The following is a 23,644-nucleotide window of genomic DNA, read 5'->3' as shown; positions in this document are numbered from 1 at the left end:
ACGTCCCCGACTCCCGCTCGGGCCAGCGCGCGGCCGAGCAAGGCGGAACCGGGCATGCTCCAGATCGGGACGGGCGATTCGCTCAGCAGTCGGGCCGCTGGCGCCGATGCGCCGGCCGGGCGAGACTTGGGCGATCCATGTCCTTCACCCTTGCGCACCTGTCGGATCTCCACCTGCCTGTTCCCCCCGGAGCCTTGCATCCGCTTGGACAGCTCGCGGGCAAGCGTTTGCTGGCCTATCTTGCCCTGCGGCGCAAGCGCCAGCGGAGCCTGCCCGCCGATGCCCTGCTGGCCGATATCGCCGCCGCCGGACCGGACCACCTGGTGGTCACGGGTGATCTGACCTGCCTCGCCCTGCCCGGCGAATTCGCGTCGTCGCGGGCCTGGCTGGAGCGGCTGGGCCCGCCCGGGCGGGTGACAGTCCTCCCGGGCAATCACGACGCGACCGTGGCAGTGCCCTGGGAGTCCGGGATCGGGCGCTGGCAGCCATGGATGGTGGATGACGCGCCCGGACCGGGCGCGGCGCCCTTCCCGTTCCTGCACCGGCGCGGGCCCATGGCCCTGATCGGGCTCTCCTCGGCCGTTCCGACCATGCCTGGCTCGGCCGAGGGACAGCTGGGCGCGGCACAGCTCGCCCGGCTGCCGGCGCTGCTCGACGCGACCGGGCGTGAGGGGCTGTTCCGGGCGGTGCTGGTGCATCATCCGCCCGTGCTCGGGCCGGGCGGGTGGCGCAAGGCGCTGCGCGACCGTGCCGCTTTGTGCGCCCTGCTGGCCCGCCATGGGGCGGAGCTGGTGCTGCATGGGCATCACCATGTTGCGTCGCGGGCCGCGCTGCCCGGAGCGGCACGCCCCATCCCGGTCCTCGGCGCGCCGCAGGCGCTGGCGGCGGGACAGCACTGGCCCGGATGGCTGCTGCATCGGATCACGCGCACCGGAACCGGGTGGCGGTGCGAAACGACCCTGCGCTTGCAGGACCCGGCGACCGCCGAGTTCCGCAGCTTGGCAATGGAGTGAGCCTCCCCCCGCCGACTTGCCGAGCGTCAGTAACGCAGCCGGATCGTCATCTGCGAGCCGCCTACCGGCACCGCGAAGCGCACAGCCTCGAAGGATGGCAGGCCAATCAGCGCCGGGGCGTCGTTGGAGAAGCCATAGCCCTCGGCAGGTGTCCCGATCAGCGTGCGGTTGAAGTCGTGGTCGTTGTTCTCGTCGTGGTAGACGGCGATGGCGTAGTCGCCGGCCTCGGAAAGGGCAAAGCATGCCTCTGCTGCCGAGCCTTGCAGCAGGATGCGCTGGCGCGCCAGGCGGCCGCCGCGCGCCAAGAAATCCTCCGGCCGCGGGCCGTAGACCGTGATGGTGATGTTGCCTGCCACCTTGCGCGCCCCGGTGACCGTGACCTGCAGGCGCGGCCCGGCCGGCGCCTCCGCCGCAGCACAGGCGGTCGCGCGGGGCCCGGCCGCCGCCATGGCACCGGCGCCTCCGAGCAAGGCTGCGGCCAGCAGCCAGGCGGCCGGCCATGCACCTGTCGCCGGACGGCCAGGCTCCCTGCTGAACTGGCGACCTTGCGGCGCCGCACCTATAGTCCGGCCAGGGCGGTTCAAGGCCGCGCCGCAGTCAGGGGCCGCACGGCCTTCCCTTGAACCGGTTGTGCGAGATTTCGGATGCCAGCTGCCACGCTCACCAAATTCGGTCATCCCGCCACGTTGATCGGCGAAACCGACCATTGGATCGTGCTGCTGCGGCCACAGCAGGTCACGCTCGGCTCGCTGGTGCTGGTGTGCCGTGAACCGGTCACCCGTTTCGCCGAAGCCAGCCCCGCAGCCTTTGCCGGACTGCACGGCGCCGTCCGCCGCGTCGAAACCATCCTGCGCGAATTTGTGGCGTATGAGAAGATCAACTACCTGATGCTGATGATGGTCGACCCGGACGTCCATTTCCACGTCATCCCGCGCTACAGCAGCGAGCGGGTGCATCTGGGCAGCAGCTTCCCCGATGCCGGCTGGCCAGGGCCACCGGCGCTCGGCCAGGCTGTGGAACCGGAGGCGGCGGTGCGGGACGACATGCTGCTTTGCCTCCGCGCCGCCTGGGGAGCAACCGGAGCGTGATCCGGAGCCCCGCCACCGCAATCTGGTGGTGGCCATCAAGGGCGGGCATCGGACGGGGACCGCCGTCGAGGGGCGGGGTGGTAGACCGCTACATGCTGCGCCAGCTGGCCAGGCCGCTGGCTGCCACCCTGCTGCTGGTGCTGCCGGCGCTGCTGATGGAGCGGCTGCTTCGGTTGTTCGACCTTCTGGCCGGTGCCGGCGGATCGGCGTCCTCGATCGTCCGGCTGTTGCTCTACCTGGTGCCGCATTACCTCGGCCTAGCCTTTCCGGCGGCTCTGTTCCTGGCGGTCTATGTGGTCGTCGCGCGGTTGAGCCAGGACCACGAGCTCGACGGGCTGCAGGCCGCCGGCTTTTCGCTGACTCGCCTCAGCCGGCCCTTCCTCGCGGTCGGGCTGGGCTGCGGCCTGCTCGCCCTCGGGCTGTACGGCTATGTCCAACCCCTCAGCCGCTACGCCTACCGCGCAGCCTTCCACGCCCTGACCAATGCGGGCTGGAACGCCACCCTGGTGCCCGGAGAATTCCTGCAGATCGGGCATCGGCTTACGGTCCGTGCCGACCGGCGGGACCCGGCGGACGGGACGCTGCACGGCATCTTCCTGCAGCAGCGGGACGAGGATGGGCGCGAGGTGCTGACCACCGCCGTGACCGGCCGGCTGCTGCTCAGCGACGACGAGACGGAACTGCTGCTCGAATTGGACGAGGGCCAACAGATCACGCTCCTGCCCGACGGCCAGGCATCGACGCTGCGCTTCGCCGGGTCGGACCTGTCCCGGCCCTTCACTCGGCGCCTGCCCATCTTCCGCCTGCGTGGCACGGATGAGCGGGAGATGACCATTGCGGAGCTTTGGGCCGGGCGGCAGTCCCCGGACCCGCCGCGGGACCGCACCCGGCTGGATGGCGAGCTGCACGGAAGGCTGGTGCGTTCGGCGTCGATGCTGGTCCTGCCGCTGCTAGCAATGCCCCTAGGACTGGCGGCGAAGCGGTCGCGGCGCTCGGTCGGCATCCTGCTCGGGGCGGTGATCCTGATGTTGTACCAGCAGGCGCTGCAACTGATCGAATCGCTCGGCGATATCGGCCGGATCGATCCGCGCCTGGGGCTTTGGGCCGCCCTTCTCCTGCTCACCGGCTTCGCCATCGCGGTGTTCCGTCACAGCGATCGCCATCCGGAGGAAGGTGCCTTCGACGGCGTGATCGCCTGGCTCGACCGGGCGGCGGCCACCATCGCCGGCTGGCTGCCATGGCACCGGGGGCCAGCCGTATGATCCTGCGGCGCTACCTGACCGGGATCTTCCTGGGTTGGACGGCCGCGGTGCTGCTGGGGCTGGTGGTGCTGCTTCAGCTGCTGGACCTGCTCGACAAGACGAGTGAGGTGCTCCAGCGCGGCGGCCCAGCCGATATCGGCCGCTATGCCCTGCTGCGCCTGCCGACCATGCTTGGGCAGCTTATCCCCCTGGCGGTGCTGGTCGGGGCGATCCTGACCTTCCGGCGTCTGGCCGGAACGCTGGAGATCACGGCATTGCGGGCCTTGGGGCTTGGTGCCTGGCGCATCCTGGGGGCCGTGCTGCCGGCTTGCGTGCTGGCGGTTGCGCTGCAGGCTGCGCTGCTGCTCGCCATCGCGCCACGGACCGAACGGGCACTGGCCGATTGGTGGGACAGCCAGGGCGTGGAAGGCCAGCCCGTCGCGCTGGCGCAGCGGCTTTGGCTGCGCAACGGCGCCGAGATCGTGTCGGTGGAGGCGGCCTCCCTGGACGGCAGGTCGCTCGCGGGGATCCTGCTCGTCCGCCGCGATGCGGAAGGGCGGGCGCTCGAGCGCATCGACGCGCGCCGCGCGATCCATGGGCCGGAGGGTTGGCGGCTGCTGCAACTGCGCTTGGTCCGGCCGGGCGAGACCCGGCCGCAATCCCTGGCGGAACTTGCCTGGGCGGATGGCCCCTCACCGGAGGCGATCCGCGATCTCGCGCGTCCGATCGCGGCGCAGCCGCTCGACCGGTTGCTGGCGGGGCAAAGGGGCGAGGGCGCCGTGACCCGCGGCCCCGCCTTCTATGCGACCCGGCTGCAGGCCGTCACGGCAACGATGGTTGCTCCCTTCGTCATGCTGCTGCTTGCCGCGCCCGCGGCCTTCGGCCTGCCGCGGCAGGCGGACGGTTATCGGCGCGGCGGAATTGGACTGGCCCTCGGGCTCGGCTATCTCGTCGTCAATGGCCTGCTCAACGCAATGGGCGAGGCCGGTGGGCTTGGGCCCCATCTGGCCGCCTGGACCGCGCCACTGGTCTTTGCCCTCGTAGGCCTGCTGCGGCTGTGGCACGAGGAGGCCTAGCGGCACGGTGATGGGTCGGGAGGGGGGAAGGACGATGCATGGTCGCTGGCGAGACGGGTGGAGCCCCGATCTCGGGCGGATGACACTGCGGGGGCCGCTGCGCGCCCATGTCAGGCATCAGGGCTACGACGAGGCGGTGAGTTTTTCCTGGGTCCCGCGCCTGAGCGGCGGCGCCCCGTACGACCATCCGCCTAGGCCGGGCGGTACGGTGTGACAGCGGAAAGGACGGGCTTCCTCGAGACCGGCATGAGCGGCTCCGCCGTCGAAATCGTCCCGGTCTCCGGCCGCGCGGACCTCGAGCGCTTCATCCGCCTGCCGCATGCGCTGTTGCGCACCGATCCCGCCTGGGTGCCGCCCCTGCTCATGGAGCGCCGGGCGGCGCTGTCGGCAAAGCACAACCCGTGGTTCCGCCATGGCGAGGCCGCCTTCTGGATCGCCCGCCGCGACGGCCGCGATCTCGGGCGCATCAGCGCGCAGGATGACCAGCTGGTGCGTGATCCGGACGGCACCCGCCCCGCGCATTTCGGCCTGCTGGCGGCGGCGGATGACCGCGACGTCTTCGCGGCGCTGCTGACCACGGCGGAGGCCTGGGGCAAGGCGCGCGGGCTCAACCGCCTGCGGGGACCCTTCAGCCTGTCCATCAACGACCAGACCGGCCTGCTGGTCGCGGGCTTCGAGACGCCGCCGATGCTGATGATGCCGCATGACCCGCCCTTTGCCGGGCCGCGGCTGGAGGCGCTCGGCTATCGCAAGGCCCGCGATCTGCTGGCCTATCTCTGCGACCTTTCGCTGCCGATGCCGCCCGCGGCGGCCCGGCTCGTCGCGCGGCCCCTGCCGGACGGCGTCGTGCTGCGGCCGTTGCGCCGGCGTGCCCTGCGGGAGGAGATCGCCACGATGCTGGGCATCTTCAACGATGCCTGGTCCGGCAATTGGGGCTTCGTGCCCTTCACCGCCGAGGAAGTGGCGCATCTGGCCGCGGAGCTGCGCCCGCTGCTGAATGAGCGGCTGGTCTGGTTCGCCGAGCTGGCCGGCAGGCCGATCGCCTTCGCCGTCTGCCTTCCCAACCTGAACGAGGCGATCCGCGATCTGTCCGGCCGGCTGCTGCCCTTCGGCTGGGCGCGCCTGCTCTGGCGGCTTAAAGTGGCAGGCGTGGCGACAGCCCGGGTACCGCTAATGGGCGTAAGGCGCGATATCGGCGCGGGGCTTCTGGGCCGGGTGCTGCCGCTCTTCCTGGTGGAGGCGCTGCGGCGCGAGGCGTTGGCCCTGGGTATCGATCGGATCGAGATGTCCTGGGTGCTGGAGGACAACCTGCCGATGCGGCACTTGGCGGAGATGCTTGGTGCCAAATCCTATAAGACCTACCGCGTCTACGAGAAGGATCTGCCGACGTGAACCCGTCCGCTGCCGGGGCAGGCGTGACTGCATTGGTGCTGGCGGGCCAGCGTGGCGGGACGGATCCGTTGGCAGCCTCCAGGGGCGTATCGCACAAGGCGCTGTTGCCGGTGGCCGGCGTGCCGATGCTGCTGCGGGTGGTTGCGGCGCTGCGGGCGACCCCGGCGATCGGGCGCATCGTGGTGTCGATCGAGCAGCCGGAGACGACGCTCACCGCGCTGGACGGCCTGTCGGGTGTCATCCTGCGCCCGGCCGGAGCCAGCCCGGCGCGCAGTGCCGCGGCCATCCTGGAGGAATTCGGTACTCCCCTGCTGGTCACTACCGCCGACCATGCCCTGTTGAGCGCGGCGATGGTGACGCATCTGCTGAACGCTGCGCCGCCAGAGGCCGCCGCCCTCGCCGCCCTTGCGCGACGAGAAACGGTTCTGCTGGAGTTCCCGGAGACACGGCGCAGTTGGTTGCGGCTGCGTGACGGCACCTTCAGCGGATGTAACCTGTTCCTTCTGGCGCGCCCGGAAGCGGCACGGGCGGTTGGCTTCTGGCTGAAGCTGGAACAGCATCGGAAGCGGCCGCTGATGATGGCATGGATGCTGGGCCTGCTTCCGCTGCTGCGCTATGCGCTCGGGTTGATGACCTTGCAGGGGGTGGCTCGGGCGCTTGAACGGCGCTCCAGCGTGCGGCTCGGCTTCGTCGAACTGCCCTTCGGTGCCGCCGCGGTGGATGTGGACAAGCCATCGGACCTTGTCCTGGCGGAGACGGCGCTGTGCCCTGCCGGCTGGAGCCCCGAATGAGCCGGCGATGGGCGATGCCGCTCGGCGGCCGGGATGCCCATGCGGATGGTGCGTTCCGCCGCGCGTTGGAAAACGCCGCTTGGCTGTTCGGCGGCAAGGGTGCGGGCGCGCTGCTGAGCCTGGTCTATCTGGCCATCGTGGCGCAGACGCTCGGCGTGGCGACTTTCGGCATCTTCGCCATGATCCTGGCCTTCGGCCAAGCCATCGGGACTGTCGTCGGCTTCCAATCCTGGCAGACGGTCATCCGCTACGGGGCCCGCCACCTGGCCGACGGCAATGTCGGCGCGCTCCGCGCCGTGCTCGGTTTCACGACCGCCCTCGACCTCTGTGCGGGAGTCTTCGCCGCGGGCCTGGCCAGCCTGGGCGCCCTGGCGGTCGGGAGCACGCTGGGGTGGTTGGATCAGGAAGCGCAATTGGCAGTCTGGTTCGGCCTGTCTCTGCTGTTCGGGCAGCGCGGGACGCCGACCGGAATCCTGCGGCTCTTCGCGCGCTTCGACCTGGCCGCCTGGAGCGAGTTCACCCTGCCCGCCGCGCGGCTGGTGGGCACCTGCGCGGCCTGGGCGGCCGGCGGTAGCCTGGCCGGCTTCCTGATCGCCTGGGGTGTGGCGGAGCTGGCGACGACCGTGGTGATGTGGGCCACGGCCGCTTCGCAACTGCGTGCCCAAGGCGTCGCGGCGGGTCTCCCCCGGATACGTGGAATAGCCGACGGAAACCCGGGGATCCTGCGCTTCGCGGTGCTGACCAATCTCACTTCTTCCATCGGTCTCATCTGGCAGCAGGTGCCGATCCTGGCGGTCGGCTGGATCACCGGGCCTGCCGGTGCCGGCGGCTATCGCATTGCCATGCAACTCGGGACGGCGTTGACGAAGCCGGTGACCTCGCTCGCTCGGGCGCTCTACCCGGAGATGGCGAAGCTGACCGCGACGAGGGGTGCATTCGCGGTTCGGCTCGTCCTGATCCGCGCCGCGCTGCTGACGACAGCCATCGGGCTCCTGACGATCCTTCTTGTCGCCGTGGCCGGCGAGTCGCTTCTGTCGCTGATCGGTGGGCCTGGCTATATCTTTGCCTATCGGATTTTCCTGGTGCTCACGATCGCCTCCGCCGTGAACCTCTCCGGCTTCGGGCTCGAGCCGGCGCTGGTCGCCTTCGGGCGGCCCGACAAGGCTCTGGTCGCCCGCGGCCTGGCAAGCATCGGCTATCTCGTCTTCCTGGGCGTTCTCCTGGGTACGATGGGGCCGATCGGCGCGGCATGGGCGACGCTTGCGGCGAATGCCTGCTCGGTAATGCTGCTGCACATCGCCTTCCGAAGCCTGGAGCGCCAGGTGGCATGAGAGCGCCGGATCCCAACGTGGCGCCGCAGAAGGTCTGCTTCTTCCTCAACGCGCAAGCCCATATGCTGATGCATACCGTGCCGATCGCGATCAGGCTCTCGCATGATCGGCGGTTCGAAACCCATGTGGTAGCGACCACGGCCGCTCATATCGAGCATGCGCGCGCCATGGCCCTGAAGGGTGGCGCGGGCCCGATCCGGTTCTTGCGGATCGGCGGCAGATGGTTGGAGCGCGCCGCCCGGCTCACCGGCGCTTCCATCCCCCCCAAGCTGTTGAGTCTGGCCGTGGCAAGCCGGCACCTGAAGGGCTTCGATGCCGTCGTCCTGCCGGAGCGGACATCCTTGCTACTTCGCCGAATGGGTTGCGGCCATCTTCGCTTCGTGCACACCACGCATGGGGCCGGGGACAGGGCCGTCGGCTTCGATCCGCGTATCCGCCAATTCGACTTCGTGCTGCTGGCCGGCGAGAAGCAGCGCCGGCGCATGCTGGCCAAGGGGCTCCTCCGCGAGGGCGGCCATGCCGTGGTCGGCTATCCCAAATTCGACGCCGTCGCACTGTGCCGCGCCGAGCCGCCAGCGTTGTTCCGCAGCGAACGGCCCGTGGTGCTTTACAACCCGCATTCCAGCCGGGCGCTCTCCTCCTGGGAGAAGATGGGCGAGGCGATCCTGCGGCAGGCCGCCGCAGAGCCGCGCTACAACCTCATCGTCGCGCCCCATATCAAGCGGTTCGACCGGCAAGGAGACCGGCTTCGCGCCGAGCGGCTGCTCGCTCCCTACAGCGCCTGCGCCAACATCCATATCGATCTCGGCAGCAGCCGCTGCATCGACATGACCTACGCCGCCATGGCCGACATCTATCTGGGAGATGTCAGCAGCCAGGTCTACGAGTTCCTCGCCAAGCCACGACCCTGCCTGTTCCTCAATGCGCATGGCGTTGCCTGGCGGAACGACGAGAACTACGCCCATTGGCGCTACGGGAGGGTTCTCGATAGCGCAGACCGGATCCTGGATGCCCTGGATGCCGCGTGCGATGACCACAGCACCTATCTGCCCGCGCAGCAGGAGGGGTTTCAGGATACCTTCGACATGTGCGGGGATCTCCCTTCGGCGCGGGCGGCACAGGCCTTGGCGGAGTTCCTGCTGCGCGCTGCCCGGGACTCGGACGGGCCCCGTGCCTGACGCGCCCGGCCGTCTCTGGCTGGTCACCAGGGTTTATGCGCCCGACGAAGGCGGGGTGCAGACCTATGCCGCGGAGGTGGCACGCGCGTATGCCGCGCTTGGCTGGCAGGTCACGCTGTTCGTGAAATCCTCGGCCGGTCCCCGGCGTGAGACCGACGGTCGGCTGACGAAGATCGACGTGGGGCCGGGTTCCAAGCTGCGGGTCTATGCACGCCTCCTCGGCGCCATGGCGGCCGCCTGGCGGGAGGGCGAGCGTCCCGAGGCGATCCATGCCTGCACCTGGCGCGCGGCCATTCCGGCGCTGTTCTTCCGCCGACGCTTGATCGTCACCGTACATGGCCGGGAGATTGGCCGTCCACGCGGTTTGGCATTCCGGCTCATGCGCCTGGTGCTCGCCAGGTCGGAACGTGTGGTCGCCGTCAGCGAAACGACGCGCGAGCTGCTCCTCCGGCGCCTTCCGCAGTTCGAAGCCCGCTGCGTTGTTGCCTGGAATGGCATTTCCACCGCGGTAGTCGCAGCAACGGGCGCTGCGCGGACCGGCGAGGGCGAGCCAGGCGTCCTAACCCTCTGCCGGCTGGTGCCGCGCAAGAACATTGTCACGGCGGTCAAGGCAGCTGCGTCATGCTACGATCGGGGGCTGCGCTTCCACTATCGCATCGCCGGCCGCGGCCCACAGGCAGCCGAGATCCGGCACGCCATCGACGCAAGCGGTGCCGGTAGCCGGATTGCGCTCCTGGGCTATGTCGGTGATAGACAGCGCGAGGTCGAATTCCGGCAGGCAGAGATTTTCCTTCATCCGCAGCTTGCGCTGGAGGCCGGGGATGAAATCGAGGGCTTCGGCATCAGCATCGCCGATGCCATGGCGCACGGCCTTGTCTGCATCGTTGGCGCCGAAGGCGGACCTGCCGAGCTGATTCAGCACGACGTGACAGGGTTCGTCGTCGATGCGAGGTCCGAGGCAGCAATCGCTGCGGTGCTCGAGCGGGTACTCCTTGATTCCACGCTGCGTAGCCGCATGGGGGAAGCCGCGCGCTGCTGGGTCGGGGAGAACCTTTCCTGGCACCACCATTGTCGCATCAGCCTTGACCGTCGGCCGGCGCCGCGGGCTGGCCAGAGGTCACAGGAACGGTGGCAATGACAGAGCTTGTTGCGCTAACATGGCTCACCCTTTGGTCGAGCGGTGCCGGGCCGCAAAACGGTCCAACCAAATCGTGTTTGGGATCAGGCACCGTCAAGTTGTCGCCTCTGGCGGACCGAGCTGGTAGGCCCGAGGACAATGCTGGCATGGAGTTCGAGCTGCCGCAGCAACCCCGCTGACATCGGCCCATATCTCGAACGTAGGCGCCCTTGCGGCTCGATACTCGCTGGCGGAGATGCGGTCGCGGGGCATTGCCAAGTTGGCCGCCTCTATCCGGAACGAAGTGGTTGGGCCAAGCCGGGTTGATGACGTCCGATCTCGCCAGCTACCCCGGATACCGCTTCCCCGCTGAGATCATCAGCCACGCCATATGGCTTATCACGTCTTCAGCCTCAGCCTGCGTGACGTCGAACTCGTCCTGGCCGCGCGGGATTGTAGTCGGCTACGAGTCCAGCTGATGCAACGGACCAGCGTCGACAGACCAATCCCAAGATCCTTGGCGATCTCGCGCTGACTCCGCCCGCTTGTCCGGACCAGCCGGACCGCCTCGTCCTCAAATTCCATACGGCGATGATCAGCGCGTCATAGGCGATCTCGCGTGCCCCAAGGAGAACCCGGCCGTCATCCAGCCGCAGGGGCGCGAGGCTGACCGCCTTCCGTCGCCGGTCGATGCCATCCATCTCGCCCGGCCAGTAGGCGAAGCCATGCAGCCGTGCATGGGAGGCGAAGACCACCTGCTCCCGGTGGACGTCGCTGGTGCCGGCTGCGATGGTGTGCAGCATCGGTTTCCAGACATGGGCCGTGTCGCGGTCGATCAGCGTGATTGCCGCCTGGCCGGAGCGGCCGAGGCGCTTGCCAAGCTGGGTGGCGATCTCAAGGCCGGCGATGCCGCCGCCGATGACGGCGATGCGTCGAGGATTGGTCATGAGGCTCCACCAAGCGGCGTGAGGAATGGTCGGGCGTGGATAGGGGACGCGCGACCGGCGGCTGAAGGGGCGGGCAGGCCGGCCAGAGCTGGGATGCGGTGTGCACGACAGAGCACCACGCTAAGGGCTAGGGACAAAACCGCCTGACCTGTCTGATGCAGATGATGGCGCAGGCGAGTGTGGTGAGGACGAGGTGGACGTCGGCATGGCGCTCGTGGCGGATGGCGAGGCGGCGGAACTGGGCGAGCCAGGCGAGGGTGCGTTCCACCTTCCAGCGGTGTCGCCCCAGCCGCTCGCTGCTGTCGATGCCGCGGGCGCGGCACTCACGGCGGCATCGGCGATGGTCATGGGCCTTGTCGGCGTGCAGCTTGTCCGAGCGGCGGCGTGGCCGTCCCGGACGCCCTCGGACAGGAGGCACGGCATCCAGGGCGGGCGCCAGCACGCGGCTGTCATGTCGGTTGGCCGGGCTCAGCGTCAGGCCGAGCGGCGTGCCTTCCCCATCGACGAGCAGGTGCCGCTTGGTGCCCGCCTTGCCACGGTCCGTCGGATTGGGCCCGGTCTCCGCGCCCCCCTTTGGGCGCGCGCGGCGGCACTGCCGAGCGAGGCCTGGTGCCAGTCCAGGGGCATTGTCAACCTAGCCTAATTTGCAGCGAATTTTCGCAATAGCCCTTTATTGCCCGCTTATGCGCAACAATTTTTTAGCTGCATTCCGGGCTTCGCCGGCCGCAGAATTGCGGACCGCGGCGCGCCTTCGGCCCAAGTTGACAATGCCTCCTTTCGAGTGACCTCGCCCGGGCGATGCGGCTCTGGTGCATGACGGCGCATGAGTTTGCGAGCGCCATCGCGCTATTCGGGCGCGATGCCTGCACGCCGAACGAGGTCGCCATTGGCCGCGAGGTCCCGGGCCACGGTCTCACGCAGGGCCTGCGCACCGGTCGGCGCAGGGGTGATGCCGAGCGGTTCAAGCCGCGCCATCACCTGCTCGTCGGCAAAGGTCGCCGCGAGCGCCCCTTCCAGCTTCGTCGCGACGGAGGCAGGCAAGCCGGCAGGCCCTGCGACGGCGGTCCAGTTGGGCACGTCGTAGCCAGGGAAGCCCTGCTCGGCGACCGTCGGCACCTCCGGCAGCAGCCGGTACCGTGCCGGCATGGCGACGCCGAGGGCGCGCACCCGTCCGGCCTCCATGTGCGGCTTGGCCGGCGCGAGGGTGCTGAGCATGAAGTCCACCCGCCCGGTGGAGACGTCCGTCAGCGCCGCGGCGGTGCCGTTGTAGGGCACATGCACCAGGTCCACCCCGGCACGCCGGGCCAGGTCGAAGGTGCCCAGGTGGGCCGAGGAGCCCACGCCCCAGGTGGCGTAGCTGATTTCGCCCGGCCGGCGGTGCGCCGCGATCAGCAGCGCCTGCAGGCTCTCCCAGCGCGGATGCGCGACGAAGAGGTACATCGCGCTGCCTGTCATGCCGAGCCAGGTGAAGTCCTCTGCCGGATCGTAGCCTGCGTTGCGCAGCACGAAGGGCGTGATGCTGAAGGTGCCGTTGCCGGCGAAGACCAGGGTGTAGCCGTCCGGCCGCGCGCGCGCGACCAGCCGCGCGCCGAGCGTCGTGCTGGCCCCCGGCTTGTGGTCCATCACGAAGGTCCCGCCCAGGCGCTCCGTCAGGCCCCGGACGATGGCGTTGCCGAACACGTCCGGTATGCCGCCCGCGGCGTAGGGGATGACCAGGCTGACAGGACGCTGGCCAGGATAGCCGTCCTGGCCGCGCGCGGACCCCAGCCCGAGAAGGGCGCCGCCTCCGGCGCCCAGCAGGGCGCGACGCCGCAGCGTGAGGCATGCACTCATGGACGCGTCTCTCCCGGGTTGCGGCGCCTGTCCAGGCTTCAGATGGTGCGGCCAATCCCCTGCCAGTGCCGCTCCCGCAGCTTGCGCTTGAGCAGCTTGCCGGAATCGTCGCGCGGAAGCTCCTCGTGGAATTCGATCCGGCGCGGCACCTTGAAGTTGGCCAGCTTGGCCTGGAGCGCCGCCCGGATGGCGGCCTCGGTCGTGCCAGGCAGGGCGCGCACCGCGGCGCAGAGGGCTTCGCCGTATTCCGGATCGGGGATGCCGAAGACGGCGCAGTCCAGCACGCCTTCGACGCCGATCAGCACCGCCTCGATCTCGGCCGGGTAGATGTTCACCCCGCCGGAGATGACCATGTCGCGCTTGCGGTCGCAGAGGAAAAGATAGCCGTCCTCGTCGAGGTACCCGACGTCGCCGACCGTGATCAGGCCGTCCCGCTCCACGGCCCGACGCTCCGCGTCGCGCTTGTGGTAGGTGAAGTCGGGCATGTAGTCGCAGCTGGCATAGATCTCCCCAGGAACGCCGGGCGGGCATTCCCGGCCCTCGGCGTCGAGGATCTTCAGCACTGCTCCTTCCGTGAGGCGGCCGACCGTGCCGGGCTTGGCCAGCCAGTCATGGCTGTCGCAGGCGGTCGGCGCGCCGAGGTCGGTGGCGCCGTAGAACTCGTGCAGCACCGGGCCCCACCACTCGATCATCGCCCGCTTCACCTCCGGCGGGCAGGGCGCGGCGGCATGGGTGACATGGCGGAGCGAGGTGAGATCGTAGCGGCGCCGCACCTCCTCCGGCAGGCGCAGCAGGCGCACGAACATGGTGGGAACGAGGAAGGTCGTGTCGATCCGATGCCGCTCGATCAATGCCAGGAGCTGCTCCGGATCGAAGCGGGGCATCAGCACCAGCAGCTCCGCGAGGGTGCCGGAGCGGAGGCCGAAGCTATTCGGGGCGCTGTGGTAGAGCGGCCCTGGCAGCAGGCCACGGATGCCTGGACGGATGCCGTAGATCTGCGCGCGGTTGCGGGCGGTGCCCTCCATCTGCGCCGGCGTCGGCGGCATGCGGCGGACGCCCTTGGGGCGGCCGGTCGTGCCGGAGGTGTAGATCATGCTCTCGCGCGCCGGCTGCGGCAGCCTGTCCCAAGCCGGCTGGCGGGCCAGCCACGCCTCCCAGTCCTCCCCGGCCGGTTCGGACATCGGCAGGCCGTAGGCGGCGGCGAGCTCGGGCGGGGTGCGGACGGTGATCACCGTCAGGCTGGGCGGCGCCTCGGCCAGCAGCGGGAGGAGATCCGCATGCGCGACCACAACGCGGGCATCGCTGTCGCGCAGCAGATAAGCGACCTCGTCCGGCTTCCAGTGCCAATTGACCGGCACCGCATAGCCGCCGAGCATGGTGGCGGCGTAGCTCGCTTCCAAAAAGGGGAAGTCATTGCGCAGCAGCAGCGCGACGCAGTCACCCACGCCCACGCCGAGCGCGGCGAAGCCGGAGGCAGCGCGCCGCGCCCGCTCCATCAGGGCGCCGCGGGTGACTTGGCGGTCGCCGCTGATGATCAGTGCCGCGTCGCTCATGGCACGTATTCGGCCCGGCCGTTGCTCAGCACCACTGCGTCCCGGGCCGGCACGCGGACGCGGAAGGCGGCCGCGCCCTCCCCGAGGCGCCAGACCTCCGTGCGCAGCGTCTCCCCTGGATAGACCGGCGAGGTAAAGCGCAGGTCGAAGCGCCGCAGCCGCTCCGCTTGGCCGTCGCAGAGCAGGTTCGCCACCGACCAGGCGGCAACCCCGTACGAGGCGAGGCCGTGCAGGATCGGCTCGGCGAAGCCGGCGCTGCCGGCGACGTCGGGGTCGGCGTGCACGGGGTTGAAGTCGCCGTTGAGCCGATAGAGCAGGGCGGCATTGCGACCGAGGGTCCAGTCGAAGCCCGCTTCGGGCGGTGCCTCCGGCACCGGATGCGGCTTGCGCACCGGGCCCGCGGGGCCACCGAAACCGCCATCGCCCCGCAGGAACGACGTGCTGGTCAGGCTGCAGAACAGCTCGCCCGTCCCGGCGTCCAGAACCTCCCGGGTGCTGTACAGCAGCGCGCCGCGCCCGGCGCCCTTGTCGATGATCTCGTCGATGCGGAGGCGGCCGATGACGCGCCCTTCGGGCGGCAGCGGGCGGTGGATGGTGAGACCCTGCTCGCCATGCAGCACCTTCGGCCAGTCGACGCCGGTGTCGGGCTCCTTCACCCAGAAGCCGGGCGTCGCCAGCACCACGCCCATGGTGGGCAGTGCGACCAAGTCCTTTTCGTAGACGTGGCGCAGCTGGCGCCGGTCGAGCGGATCCTGGCCGAGGCCGAGGCCGAGCGCGTAGAGGATTGTGTCCTTGAAAGTGTAGCTCTGCTCGATGTCTGGAAAGTGCCGGTTCTTCAGGCGTCCGTAGTCGATGGCCACCGTGTCTTCCTCCCAGGTTCTTGTGTCGGGCGTATCAAGTGCCTCCGGGTCCGAAGGCGGCATCGGCGGCCAGCACGCGCTGCGCCTGGCGGAGATGCGGCATGTCCAGCATCCTGCCGTCCATCCCGACCGTGCCGATGCCGGGATTGGCGGCGAAGGCGGCGCAGACCCGGCGGGCGAAGGCGACCTCCTCGGCGGTCGGGCGGAAGCCCTCATTGATGGCGGCGACCTGCGCGGGGTGGATGGCGATCTTGCCGGTGAATCCCTCGCGCCGCGCTGCAGCGCAGGCGACGCGCAGGGCGGCCTCGTCGCGGAAATCCGGCTCCAGCGTGTCGATCGGCTGGGTACCGGCGGCCACCGCGGCGAGCAGGCAGGCGGAGCGCGCCATGCGGTAAGTCAGCGCCAGGGCGCCGGCGGCGTCCTGGTTGGTGCTGGCACCGAGCGCAGCCGGCAGGTCCTCCGCTCCCCAGGTGAGGCCGGCGAGGCGCGGCACAGGCTGGCGGGCATAGTCGCCGAGGCCGAGGACGGCCGTGGCCGTCTCGGTTGCCACGGCGAGCAGGCGGATCCGGCCCGCAGGCAGGCCGTCCCGCGCCTCCAAGGCGTCGAGCCAGTGGGAGAGGCGGAGCAGGTCGGTGGGACCATTGACCTTGGGCACCACCAGCCCATCCGGCGCGGCGCGCACCACCGCCGCCGTGTCGGGCAATCCGCCATCCTCGAGCGGGTTGATGCGGACCCAGAGGCGCGGACGGCGCTCCGCGCCGGCATGGGCCTGGAGATAGGCCGCCACCATCTCCCGCGCCAGCGGCTTGCGGGTCGCGGCGACGGAGTCCTCGAGGTCGAGGATCAGCGCATCCGCGCCGCTATCACCGCCCTTGGCGAGCTTGCGCTCGCTGTCGCCCGGGACGAACAGCCAGGACCGCGGCGGCGCACTCATGCAGGCTTGCCCTTCATCAGGGCGGAGCGCCGGCAACGCGCCACCAGTTCGCCCTTCTGATTGAAGGCGCGGTGTACGAACTCCACGACGCCCTGGCCGGGGCGCGACCGGCTCTCGCGCTTGGTGATCACCTCGGATTCCACACGGATGGTGTCGCCGTGGAAGAGCGGCTTCGGGAAACGCACCTCGTCCCAGCCGAGATTGGCGACCGTGGTGCCGAGCGTGGTGTCGCCAACGGAGATGCCGACCATCAGACCGAGCGTGAAGGCGCTGTTGACGATGCGCTGACCGAATTCCGTCTCGGTCCGGCAGTACTCCTCGTCGAGGTGCAGCGCCGCCGGGTTATGGGTGAGGGCCGAAAACCAGACATTGTCGGCCTCGGTGATCGTCCGCCTTATGGCGTGCCGGAAGACCTGGCCGACCTCGAATTCTTCGTACCACAGGCCCGGCATATCAGCCCTCCTGCACGCGCCACTGGACCAGGGTGTAGGGCGGGTCGGCCTCGTCGTGCGGCTCGAACACCGCCTCGACCTTGGCGCCGATGACGACCTTGTCGGTCGGACCGCAGAGCAGGTTGCCGACCATGCGGACGCTGTCCGCATGCGGCAGTTCCACCAGCACGATCGTATAGGGCGTGTGCCCGTTCAGCGCCCCGTGCACCGGGTGGTGCGGCCGCTGCCAGGACCAGATGCGCCCCTTCGGCGCCACCTCTTCCCAGCCGAGGTCGAAGGAGTGGCAGCGGTGGCAGATCCACTCCGGGCCCCACTGGTACTTGCCGCAGCCGCGGCACTTCTGAATCACCAGCCTGCCCTGGCGAGTGCCCTCCCAATAGGGCTTGGCGAGGCCATCCTGCGCCGGCACCGGCAGGCCCTCGGGAAGGACACGGTTCATCGTGGTGCTCACAGGGCAGCCTCCGTCCCGACGACCAGGCTGCTGACAGGCGTGACCATCGGCCCGCCAAGCACGGCGACCACGTTGGCGCCCGCCACCTGGTTGATCGCAGTGCCGCGCAGTTGGCGCACTGCCTCGTTCACCATCTCCAGCCCGTGCATGTAGCACTCGGCCAGGTTCCCGCCCGAGGTGTTCATCGGCATCTTGCCGCCGGACACCAGCAGGTTCTCCAGCACGAGCTGCTCGTTCGCCGTCTTCGGGTCGACGAAGCCGTGCTCCACCAGGCTCAGCAGCACGCCGCCCGTGAAGTTCTCGTAGGCCTGCACCACATCGCAGTCCTTCGGGCCAAGCCTCGCCATGTCCCACATGTTCTTTGCCACCGTCTTGAAATGAGCGGAGGCGTAATCCGGCGCGTTGTGCACCGGCGCGGCGCTGCGGTGGTGCCCGCCCTGCGCGGCGCCGAGCAGATAGACCGGCTTGTGCGGCAGGTCCTTCGCGTGGTCCGCCGGCACCACCAGCACCGCGCCGGCGCCGTCGTTCTCCTGGCAGCAGTCGAAGAGGCGGTGGAACGGCTCGATGATCCAGCGCGAGGCCTCGTACTTCTCCGCCGTCAGGGGCCGCCCGCGCATCACCGCGTTCGGATTGTTCTGCGCGTGGTGGTAGGAGGCCATGGCGATCGCCCGCAGCGCCTCGTGCCGGATGCCGTTGTCCGTCATGAAGCGGGTGATCTTCATGGCGAAGCGCTGCGCCGGCGACATCAGCCCGTAGGGCGCCAGGAAGGCGTCGTCGCCCATCGCCGCCGCGCCCGTGCGGCTGCGGCCGTAGCGGGCGAATTGCCCCTGCGCGAGGGAGCGGAAGGCGATGACGCAATTGGCCATGCCCGAATGCACGGCCGCCGCGGCATTGGCGACCGAGGCCGCGACGCCGCCGCCGCCGCCGCCCCAATGCATGTTCGAGAAGCGGAGTTCCTTGATGCCAAGCGCTGCGGCGAGGCGCGGGCCGTCGGAGCGGTCGTCACCGTAGGAGGCGAAGCCGTCGACATCGCGCGGGTCGATGCCGGCGTCCTTGCACGCGGCGAGGATGGCCTGCAGCGCCAGCTTGAACTCCGCGTCGGGCGATTGCCCGTGCTTGTAGTAGGTGGTCTCGCCGATGCCGGCGATCGCCACCTTGCCCCTCAATGTGCGCTCGGTCATGCGCCCGCATTCCCTCCCTGGTCTACCGGCCGGCATCGGCGAAGAGCCGGCGGCCAACGATCTCCTTCATCACCTCCGCTGCGCCGCCGGCAATGCGGGTGACGCGCGCGTCGGCGTACGCCTTCGCGATGGGCGTCTCCATCATGTAGCCGGCGCCGCCGAACAGTTGCAGGCAGCGGTCCACCGCTTCGCATTGCAGGTCTGTGCAGAACAGTTTGGCCATCCCGGCCTCCACCGGGTCGAGCGTGCCCTCCAGCTGCAGTGCGATCATCTGGTCAGTCAGCGCCCGCGCGGCTGCCGCCTTGGTGGCAAGTTCGGCGAGCACGAAACGGGTGTTCTGGAAGTCCGCGATCGTCTGGCCGAAAGCCTTGCGCTCACGGGTGTAGGACACGGTCCAATCGATCGCCGTTTCCGCCACCACGCTGCCGCGGACCGCCTGCACCAGCCGCTCGCGCGCCAGATTGGTCATCAGCATGGCGAAGCCGCGGCCTTCCTCGCCCAAGCGGTTTGCTGCCGGCACGCGAACCTCGTCGTAGAACAGTTCCGAGGTGTCCGCTGCGGGCATGCCAAGCTTGTGCAGGTTGCGCCCCCGGCGGAAGCCGGGAGTGTCAGTCTCTACCACGATCAGGCTGATACCACGGGCGCCTGCCGCCGGATTGGTCCTGGCCGCGGTAACGACCAGATGGGCATTCTGGCCATTGGAGATGTAAGTCTTCTGGCCGCTGATGACGTAGTGATCGCCGTCCCGCACCGCACGGGTGCGGATGCCCTTGAGGTCGCTACCGGCATCGGGCTCGGTCATGGCGATGGCGCCGATCAGGCTGCCGTCGCACATGCCGGGCAGCCAGCGGCGCTTTTGCTCCTCGGAGCCGAAGCGCGCGATGTAGGTGGCAACCATGTCGGAATGGACGACGAACCCGGGGCCGGTCAGGTTGGCCCGCGCCAGTTCCTCGGTCACCACCGCACAATGGCCGAAATCGCCGCCCGCGCCGCCATAGTCGGGCGAGATATCGCAACAGAGCAGCCCGGCGGCGCCGGCCTTGCGCCAGATTTCACGCGGAACGATGCCGGCCTCCTCCCATGCGGGATGGTGCGGTACCAGCTCCGTCTCAACGAAGCGGCGCACGGCCTCCCGGAAGATGTCATGGCCTTCGTCAAAAACCGTGCGGGGCCGCTTCAGCATCGGCCTTTCCTCCCATCATCCGCTGCCATATGGTAAGCAGGTGTACGACATGGCTGCAAGCGCCATGCGGGAGGGGTACTATGGATTTCGGTGTCTCGCCTGAGCAGGAAGCCATCCGGGAGGGCGTCGCTGCGGTTTGCCGACGCTTCGGCGACGAGTACTGGCGCGACTGCGAGGCGGAGGCCCGCTTCCCGCGCGAGTTCCACACGGCCATGGCCGAGGGCGGCTGGCTCGGCATCACCATGCCGCAGGAGCATGGCGGCGCCGGCCTTGGCGTGACTGAGGCGGCGCTGATGATGCACACCGTGGCACGCCATGGCGGCGGCATGGCCGCGGCCTCCTCGCTGCACATCAACATGTTCGGCCCGCATCCGATCGTGGTGCACGGCACGAAGGAGCAGCAGGCGCGCTGGATCCCGCGCCTCGTCTCCGGCGAGGACCAGGCCTGCTTCGGCGTCACCGAGCCGAATGCCGGGCTCGACACCACGAGCATCACCACCTTCGCCCGGCGCGCTCCCGGCGGCTACCGCGTGAACGGCCGGAAGATCTGGACCTCCACCGGTCAGGTAGCGAACAAGATCATGCTGCTGACCCGCACCACGCGGAAGGAGGACGCGCGTCGCCCGACCGATGGCATCTCCCTCTTCTACACTGACCTCGACCGCAGCCGCGTCGAGGTGCAGCGCATTCCGAAGATGGGCCGCGCGGCGGTGGACTCGAACATGGTCTTCATCGACGACCTTTTCGTCCCGGAGGAGGACCGCATCGGCGAGGAGGGACGCGGCTTTTCCTACCTGCTCGACAGCCTGAACCCGGAGCGCGTGCTGGTCGCGGTGGAGGCCATCGGCATCGGCCAGGACGCGTTGGACCGCGCCGCGCGCTACGCCCGCGAGCGCACGGTCTTCGGCCGCCCCATCGGCCAGAACCAGGCCATCCAGCACCCGCTGGCAGAGTGCTGGACGGCTCTCGAATCCGCTTGGCTGATGGCGATGAAGGCCGCTTGGCTCTACGATAATGGCCGCCCCTGCGGGGCGGAGGCGAATGGCGCGAAGTTGCTCGGCGGCCGCGCCGGCTACAATGCCTGCCTGCAAGCGGTGATGACCCATGGTGGCATGGGCTATGCGAAGGAGTACGTGGTCGAGCGCCTGCTGCGCGAGGTGATGATTACCCGCCTCGCCCCGGTCTCCGAGCAACTCGTTCTCTCCTTCATCGCCGAGCGGGTGCTCGGCCTACCGAAGTCCTACTGACATGACGCCGCTCAAGGGTATCCGCGTCCTCGACTTCTCCAAGGTCCTCGCCGGCCCGCTCTGCGGCCAGTGGCTGGGCGACCTCGGCGCGGACGTCGTCAAGATCGAGCCGCCGGGCAGCGGCGACGACACGCGGGGATGGCCGCCCTTCCGCACCGGCGGGGACCAGCGTGTCGGCGCCGTATTCCTCAGCGCCAACCGGAACAAGCGCAGCCTGACGCTGGACCTGAAGACCGAGGCCGGCCAGGCGGCGGCGCGGCGCATGGCGGCCGAGGCCGATGTGGTGATCGAGAGCTACGCGACCGGCGTCGCCGAGCGCCTCGGCATCGGCGCGGAGCGGCTCTGCGCCGCCAACCCGCGGCTCATATACTGCAGCATCTCCGGCTTCGGCCGCACCGGGCCGCTGAGCCATGGGCTCGGCTACGATGTCATCCTGCAGGCCTTTTCCGGCATCATGGCGATGACCGGCGAGCGCGGCGGCGGTCCTATCCGCAGCCCCTTCTCGCCGATCGACCAGAGCACCGGGATGAATGCCTTCTCCGGCATCCTCGCCGCGCTGCTCGAGCGCGGGCGGACCGACCGCGGCTGCCGGCTGGAGGTCTCGCTCTTCGAGACCGCCGCGGCGCTGCTCGGCTACAGCCTGCAGATCTACTGGCAAAAGGGCGTGCTGCCGGAGAAGAGCGGCTCCGGCCACGAGTCCCTCTGCCCTTACCAGGCCTTCGAGGCGTCGGACGGCCCGGTGCTGATCGGCATCGCCAGCGACAATCTCTGGCGGCGGTTTGCCGCCGGCATCGGCCGGCCGGAGCTGGCGGAGGATCCGCGCTTCCGAACGAATGCCGACCGCGTGCACCACTTCGCCGAGACGGTCGCGTTGGTGCAGGACATCACCGTTACCCGAGCCGTCACGGAGTGGGTGGAGTTCTGCGGCCGCGTGGGCATCCCTTGCGCGGCCATCAACACCCTGGCGGAGATGCTGGCGCATCCGCACACGGCGGCGCGCGGCATTGTGCTGGACTACGAGCATCCCGCGCTCGGGCCGCTCAAGACCATGGCGCAGCCGATTCAGTTCAACGGCCGACCACGCAAGGTCGCGTCGCCCCCGCCGCTGCTGGGCGAGCACTCGGCCGAGGTGCTGGCCGGCTACGGTTTCACGCCGGACGAGATCTCGGCCCTGCGCGCCGCGGGCGCCATCGGAGAGCCAGGCAATGCGGCGTAGGACCTTGCTCGCCACCTTGCTGGCCCCAGCAGCAGTACGCGCGCAGGAGGAACCCTGGCCAACCCGGGCGCTGCGCGCCATCGTTCCCTTTCCGTCCAGCAGCGCGACCGATGGCATCGCCCGTTTCGTGGCGGAACGGCTCTCGCCGCGCCTCGGCCAGTCGGTGGTGATTGAGAACGTCGCCGGCGGCAACGGACTGATCGCCGCGCGCCAGGCGGCCCGGGCGGCGCCGGACGGGCACACTGTATTCTTCGCCACCAACTCGACCCACGCCGCGAGCGTGCACCTGGCGAAGGAGCCGGGATTCGACCCGGTCCGCGGCTTCCTGCCGGTGACGCTAACCAGCCTGGCCCCGCTCGTGCTGATGGTTCGCGCCGATTTCCCGGCGCAGACGGTCGAGGAGTTCATCGCCGTGGCGCGCGCCAGGGCCGGCGCGTTGAACTACGGCACCGGCAACATCGGCAGCTTGGCTGCGGCGCAGCTGCTGAAGAGCCTGGCCGGGATCGAGGCGGAGCAGATCAGCTATCGCGGGACACCCGCGGCCGTGACGGACCTGCTCGCCGGAAGGCTGCAGTTCCTGGTCAGCGATCTCGCCGCGGCCGGAGAGCATATCGGTGCCACCACGCTGCGCGCCCTGGGTGTCACCACGGCGCAGCGCATCCCGATGCTGCCGGAAGTGCCGACGCTGCAGGAGGCCGGGGTGCCTGGCTACGAGTTTGCCTCCTGGGTCGCGGTCTTCCTGCCTGCCGGCAGCCCGGCGGCCGTCCAGGCACGACTCAACCGGGGGATCCGTGCCGTCCTCGAAAACGACGAAGGAAAGCGCTTTGCGCTCAGCATCGGCCTTGTCGCTGCGACATCGACGCCGGAGGAGCTTGCGGCTTTCCAGGCACGCGAGATCGCCCTCTGGGGGCGCATCGCTCAGGTCGCCAGTTTGCCCAAGGAGTAGCTTGTTGACCTACCCGCGACTGGGGCCGGGCCGTCCGGCATGAGCGACACGAAGGCAAGCGGCGAGTTCCGCATCGGCTTCCTGATCCACGACGTCTCGCGGCTTCGCCAGATTCTGTTCGACCAGGAAATGCGGCCACACGGCGTCACCAGGGCTCAGTGGTCCGTGCTGGCGCAACTCTCCCGCAAGGACGAAGGGGGCATGACCCAGGCAGAGCTGGCACGCTTGCTCGGCCTGGGCAAGGTCGCGGTCGGTTCCATGATCGATCGGCTAGAGGCGGCAGGGCTGGTAGTCCGACGGGACGATGCGCTGGACCGTCGTATCCACCGCATCTTCGTCACCGCCAAGGGCCGCAAGATCCAGGCCCGCATGGTGGAGGTGGGACGCAGGCTGAACGGGCAGGTCCTGGCCGGGCTCTCCGCCGAGGAGATCGCTGTCGCGGATCAGGTGCTCACGGTCATCCGGCGCAACATACGCCGCGCACTGCGGGACGAGGATGAGGCTGGCGATCCCGCGGGTGCCACGAACGAGATTGGAGCCGGCTAGAGCGTTTTCGGTTTACATGCGTTCACCGAAAACGCTCTACGCCTTTGTTTGCAGAGCAGATTCACGCC

The 23,644-nt window shown here is 69.4% G+C and carries 22 protein-coding genes and 3 pseudogenes; 13 read left to right on the top strand and 12 right to left on the bottom strand.

Annotated elements, in window-relative coordinates:
- Positions 1 to 137: 137 nt before the first annotated feature.
- A complete protein-coding gene (locus tag NJ376_RS07535; RefSeq protein WP_252952629.1) occupies positions 138 to 1,013 on the top strand; it encodes a metallophosphoesterase family protein in 876 nt (291 codons plus the stop codon).
- 26 nt (positions 1,014 to 1,039) lie between these two features.
- Here NJ376_RS07535 and NJ376_RS07530 read toward each other — a convergent pair whose 3' ends face one another.
- Positions 1,040 to 1,462 carry a DUF2141 domain-containing protein gene (locus tag NJ376_RS07530; RefSeq protein WP_252952628.1) on the bottom strand — a complete coding sequence of 141 codons (423 nt, stop codon included), beginning with the start codon at positions 1,460 to 1,462 and terminating at the stop codon, positions 1,040 to 1,042.
- A gap of 195 nt (positions 1,463 to 1,657) precedes the next feature.
- Here NJ376_RS07530 and NJ376_RS07525 point away from each other — a divergent pair, with 195 nt between their 5' ends.
- The 8 genes from NJ376_RS07525 to NJ376_RS07490 all read left to right on the top strand — a co-directional run bounded on the left by NJ376_RS07525 (position 1,658) and on the right by NJ376_RS07490 (position 10,248).
- Complete coding sequence (locus NJ376_RS07525) at positions 1,658 to 2,101, top strand: HIT family protein (RefSeq protein WP_252952627.1); 444 nt, start codon at positions 1,658 to 1,660, stop codon at positions 2,099 to 2,101.
- A 92-nt stretch (positions 2,102 to 2,193) separates the two neighbouring features.
- The gene (locus NJ376_RS07520; protein WP_256476204.1) at positions 2,194 to 3,363 is read left to right on the top strand and encodes an LptF/LptG family permease; all 1,170 of its coding nucleotides are present in this window, start codon (positions 2,194 to 2,196) and stop codon (positions 3,361 to 3,363) included.
- Entirely contained in the window at positions 3,360 to 4,418 is a 1,059-nt protein-coding gene (locus tag NJ376_RS07515) for an LptF/LptG family permease (protein WP_252952625.1), read from the top strand. The genes NJ376_RS07520 and NJ376_RS07515 overlap by 4 nt, the downstream gene beginning before the upstream one ends.
- Before the next feature lie 246 nt (positions 4,419 to 4,664).
- The gene (locus NJ376_RS07510) at positions 4,665 to 5,810 is read left to right on the top strand and encodes a GNAT family N-acetyltransferase (protein ID WP_252952624.1); all 1,146 of its coding nucleotides are present in this window, start codon (positions 4,665 to 4,667) and stop codon (positions 5,808 to 5,810) included.
- Complete coding sequence (locus NJ376_RS07505) at positions 5,807 to 6,601, top strand: nucleotidyltransferase family protein (protein ID WP_252952623.1); 795 nt, start codon at positions 5,807 to 5,809, stop codon at positions 6,599 to 6,601. The genes NJ376_RS07510 and NJ376_RS07505 overlap by 4 nt, the downstream gene beginning before the upstream one ends.
- Positions 6,598 to 7,932, top strand: a complete 1,335-nt coding sequence (locus NJ376_RS07500; RefSeq protein WP_252952622.1) for a lipopolysaccharide biosynthesis protein — start codon at positions 6,598 to 6,600, stop codon at positions 7,930 to 7,932. Before NJ376_RS07505 ends, NJ376_RS07500 begins: the two co-directional genes overlap by 4 nt.
- A gap of 17 nt (positions 7,933 to 7,949) precedes the next feature.
- Complete coding sequence (locus NJ376_RS29210; RefSeq protein WP_252952621.1) at positions 7,950 to 9,110, top strand: sensor domain-containing protein; 1,161 nt, start codon at positions 7,950 to 7,952, stop codon at positions 9,108 to 9,110.
- The gene (locus tag NJ376_RS07490; protein WP_252952620.1) at positions 9,103 to 10,248 is read left to right on the top strand and encodes a glycosyltransferase family 4 protein; all 1,146 of its coding nucleotides are present in this window, start codon (positions 9,103 to 9,105) and stop codon (positions 10,246 to 10,248) included. The genes NJ376_RS29210 and NJ376_RS07490 overlap by 8 nt, the downstream gene beginning before the upstream one ends.
- Positions 10,249 to 10,692: 444 nt before the next feature.
- Here the strand turns inward: NJ376_RS07490 and NJ376_RS29205 are convergent.
- The 11 genes and pseudogenes from NJ376_RS29205 to NJ376_RS07440 form a co-directional block, all read right to left on the bottom strand.
- Positions 10,693 to 10,812 (bottom strand): annotated as a pseudogene (locus NJ376_RS29205) (IS3 family transposase); the annotation flags it as partial.
- Between the two features lie 11 nt (positions 10,813 to 10,823).
- Positions 10,824 to 11,174 (bottom strand): annotated as a pseudogene (locus tag NJ376_RS07485) (FAD-dependent oxidoreductase); the annotation flags it as partial.
- A 127-nt stretch (positions 11,175 to 11,301) separates the two neighbouring features.
- Positions 11,302 to 11,795, bottom strand: a pseudogene (locus NJ376_RS07480) (IS5 family transposase); the annotation flags it as partial.
- A gap of 225 nt (positions 11,796 to 12,020) precedes the next feature.
- Positions 12,021 to 13,007, bottom strand: coding sequence for a Bug family tripartite tricarboxylate transporter substrate binding protein (locus NJ376_RS07475; RefSeq protein ID WP_252952619.1), 987 nt, complete (start codon positions 13,005 to 13,007; stop codon positions 12,021 to 12,023).
- A gap of 38 nt (positions 13,008 to 13,045) precedes the next feature.
- The gene (locus NJ376_RS07470; protein ID WP_252952618.1) at positions 13,046 to 14,560 is read right to left on the bottom strand and encodes an acyl-CoA synthetase; all 1,515 of its coding nucleotides are present in this window, start codon (positions 14,558 to 14,560) and stop codon (positions 13,046 to 13,048) included.
- Positions 14,557 to 15,420 (bottom strand): MaoC/PaaZ C-terminal domain-containing protein, encoded by an 864-nt coding sequence (locus NJ376_RS07465; RefSeq protein WP_252952617.1) that lies wholly within the window; start codon positions 15,418 to 15,420, stop codon positions 14,557 to 14,559. Before NJ376_RS07465 ends, NJ376_RS07470 begins: the two co-directional genes overlap by 4 nt.
- Before the next feature lie 34 nt (positions 15,421 to 15,454).
- Positions 15,455 to 16,354, bottom strand: a complete 900-nt coding sequence (locus NJ376_RS07460; protein ID WP_252952616.1) for an HpcH/HpaI aldolase/citrate lyase family protein — start codon at positions 16,352 to 16,354, stop codon at positions 15,455 to 15,457.
- The gene (locus tag NJ376_RS07455; protein ID WP_252952615.1) at positions 16,351 to 16,806 is read right to left on the bottom strand and encodes a MaoC family dehydratase; all 456 of its coding nucleotides are present in this window, start codon (positions 16,804 to 16,806) and stop codon (positions 16,351 to 16,353) included. The genes NJ376_RS07460 and NJ376_RS07455 overlap by 4 nt, the downstream gene beginning before the upstream one ends.
- Position 16,807: 1 nt before the next feature.
- Positions 16,808 to 17,245: a Zn-ribbon domain-containing OB-fold protein gene (locus tag NJ376_RS07450; RefSeq protein WP_252952614.1), complete on the bottom strand. Its 438-nt coding sequence runs from the start codon at positions 17,243 to 17,245 to the stop codon at positions 16,808 to 16,810.
- Positions 17,246 to 17,253: 8 nt separating this feature from the next.
- Positions 17,254 to 18,438 carry a thiolase C-terminal domain-containing protein gene (locus tag NJ376_RS07445; RefSeq protein ID WP_252952613.1) on the bottom strand — a complete coding sequence of 395 codons (1,185 nt, stop codon included), beginning with the start codon at positions 18,436 to 18,438 and terminating at the stop codon, positions 17,254 to 17,256.
- A gap of 22 nt (positions 18,439 to 18,460) precedes the next feature.
- A complete protein-coding gene (locus NJ376_RS07440) occupies positions 18,461 to 19,621 on the bottom strand; it encodes an acyl-CoA dehydrogenase family protein (RefSeq protein ID WP_252952612.1) in 1,161 nt (386 codons plus the stop codon).
- 80 nt (positions 19,622 to 19,701) lie between these two features.
- Between NJ376_RS07440 and NJ376_RS07435 the strand changes: the two genes are divergently transcribed.
- The 4 genes from NJ376_RS07435 to NJ376_RS07420 are packed head-to-tail and all read left to right on the top strand — an operon-like array spanning position 19,702 to position 23,576.
- Positions 19,702 to 20,868, top strand: coding sequence for an acyl-CoA dehydrogenase family protein (locus NJ376_RS07435; protein ID WP_252952611.1), 1,167 nt, complete (start codon positions 19,702 to 19,704; stop codon positions 20,866 to 20,868).
- A 1-nt stretch (position 20,869) separates the two neighbouring features.
- On the top strand, positions 20,870 to 22,084 hold the full coding sequence (locus tag NJ376_RS07430) for a CaiB/BaiF CoA transferase family protein (RefSeq protein ID WP_252952610.1): 1,215 nt from the start codon (positions 20,870 to 20,872) through the stop codon (positions 22,082 to 22,084).
- A gap of 4 nt (positions 22,085 to 22,088) precedes the next feature.
- Positions 22,089 to 23,030 (top strand): Bug family tripartite tricarboxylate transporter substrate binding protein, encoded by a 942-nt coding sequence (locus NJ376_RS07425; RefSeq protein WP_252952609.1) that lies wholly within the window; start codon positions 22,089 to 22,091, stop codon positions 23,028 to 23,030.
- Between the two features lie 39 nt (positions 23,031 to 23,069).
- A complete protein-coding gene (locus NJ376_RS07420) occupies positions 23,070 to 23,576 on the top strand; it encodes a MarR family winged helix-turn-helix transcriptional regulator (RefSeq protein WP_252952608.1) in 507 nt (168 codons plus the stop codon).
- Positions 23,577 to 23,644 lie beyond the last annotated feature (68 nt).

The sequence above is a fragment of the Siccirubricoccus soli genome (assembly GCF_024178315.1).
Lineage (GTDB): Bacteria > Pseudomonadota > Alphaproteobacteria > Acetobacterales > Acetobacteraceae > Siccirubricoccus > Siccirubricoccus soli.
The sequence above is the reverse complement of the archived record's forward strand: the minus strand, read 5'-3'. Positions and strand labels throughout refer to the sequence as shown.

What these genes read in the sequence shown, in the direction of transcription:
- NJ376_RS07530 (WP_252952628.1), bottom strand. Translation starts at nt 1,462, where the DNA reads ATGGCGGCGGCCGGGCCCCGCGCGACCGCCTGTGCTGCGGCGGAGGCG.
- NJ376_RS07445 (WP_252952613.1), bottom strand. Translation starts at nt 18,438, where the DNA reads ATGACCGAGCGCACATTGAGGGGCAAGGTGGCGATCGCCGGCATCGGC.
- NJ376_RS07470 (WP_252952618.1), bottom strand. Translation starts at nt 14,560, where the DNA reads ATGAGCGACGCGGCACTGATCATCAGCGGCGACCGCCAAGTCACCCGC.
- NJ376_RS07460 (WP_252952616.1), bottom strand. Translation starts at nt 16,354, where the DNA reads ATGAGTGCGCCGCCGCGGTCCTGGCTGTTCGTCCCGGGCGACAGCGAG.
- NJ376_RS07440 (WP_252952612.1), bottom strand. Translation starts at nt 19,621, where the DNA reads ATGCTGAAGCGGCCCCGCACGGTTTTTGACGAAGGCCATGACATCTTC.
- NJ376_RS07430 (WP_252952610.1), top strand. Translation starts at nt 20,870, where the DNA reads ATGACGCCGCTCAAGGGTATCCGCGTCCTCGACTTCTCCAAGGTCCTC.
- NJ376_RS07455 (WP_252952615.1), bottom strand. Translation starts at nt 16,806, where the DNA reads ATGCCGGGCCTGTGGTACGAAGAATTCGAGGTCGGCCAGGTCTTCCGG.
- NJ376_RS07525 (WP_252952627.1), top strand. Translation starts at nt 1,658, where the DNA reads ATGCCAGCTGCCACGCTCACCAAATTCGGTCATCCCGCCACGTTGATC.
- NJ376_RS07510 (WP_252952624.1), top strand. Translation starts at nt 4,665, where the DNA reads ATGAGCGGCTCCGCCGTCGAAATCGTCCCGGTCTCCGGCCGCGCGGAC.
- NJ376_RS07515 (WP_252952625.1), top strand. Translation starts at nt 3,360, where the DNA reads ATGATCCTGCGGCGCTACCTGACCGGGATCTTCCTGGGTTGGACGGCC.
- NJ376_RS07535 (WP_252952629.1), top strand. Translation starts at nt 138, where the DNA reads ATGTCCTTCACCCTTGCGCACCTGTCGGATCTCCACCTGCCTGTTCCC.
- NJ376_RS07475 (WP_252952619.1), bottom strand. Translation starts at nt 13,007, where the DNA reads ATGAGTGCATGCCTCACGCTGCGGCGTCGCGCCCTGCTGGGCGCCGGA.
- NJ376_RS07420 (WP_252952608.1), top strand. Translation starts at nt 23,070, where the DNA reads ATGAGCGACACGAAGGCAAGCGGCGAGTTCCGCATCGGCTTCCTGATC.
- NJ376_RS07520 (WP_256476204.1), top strand. Translation starts at nt 2,194, where the DNA reads ATGCTGCGCCAGCTGGCCAGGCCGCTGGCTGCCACCCTGCTGCTGGTG.
- NJ376_RS07500 (WP_252952622.1), top strand. Translation starts at nt 6,598, where the DNA reads ATGAGCCGGCGATGGGCGATGCCGCTCGGCGGCCGGGATGCCCATGCG.
- NJ376_RS07435 (WP_252952611.1), top strand. Translation starts at nt 19,702, where the DNA reads ATGGATTTCGGTGTCTCGCCTGAGCAGGAAGCCATCCGGGAGGGCGTC.
- NJ376_RS07450 (WP_252952614.1), bottom strand. Translation starts at nt 17,245, where the DNA reads ATGAACCGTGTCCTTCCCGAGGGCCTGCCGGTGCCGGCGCAGGATGGC.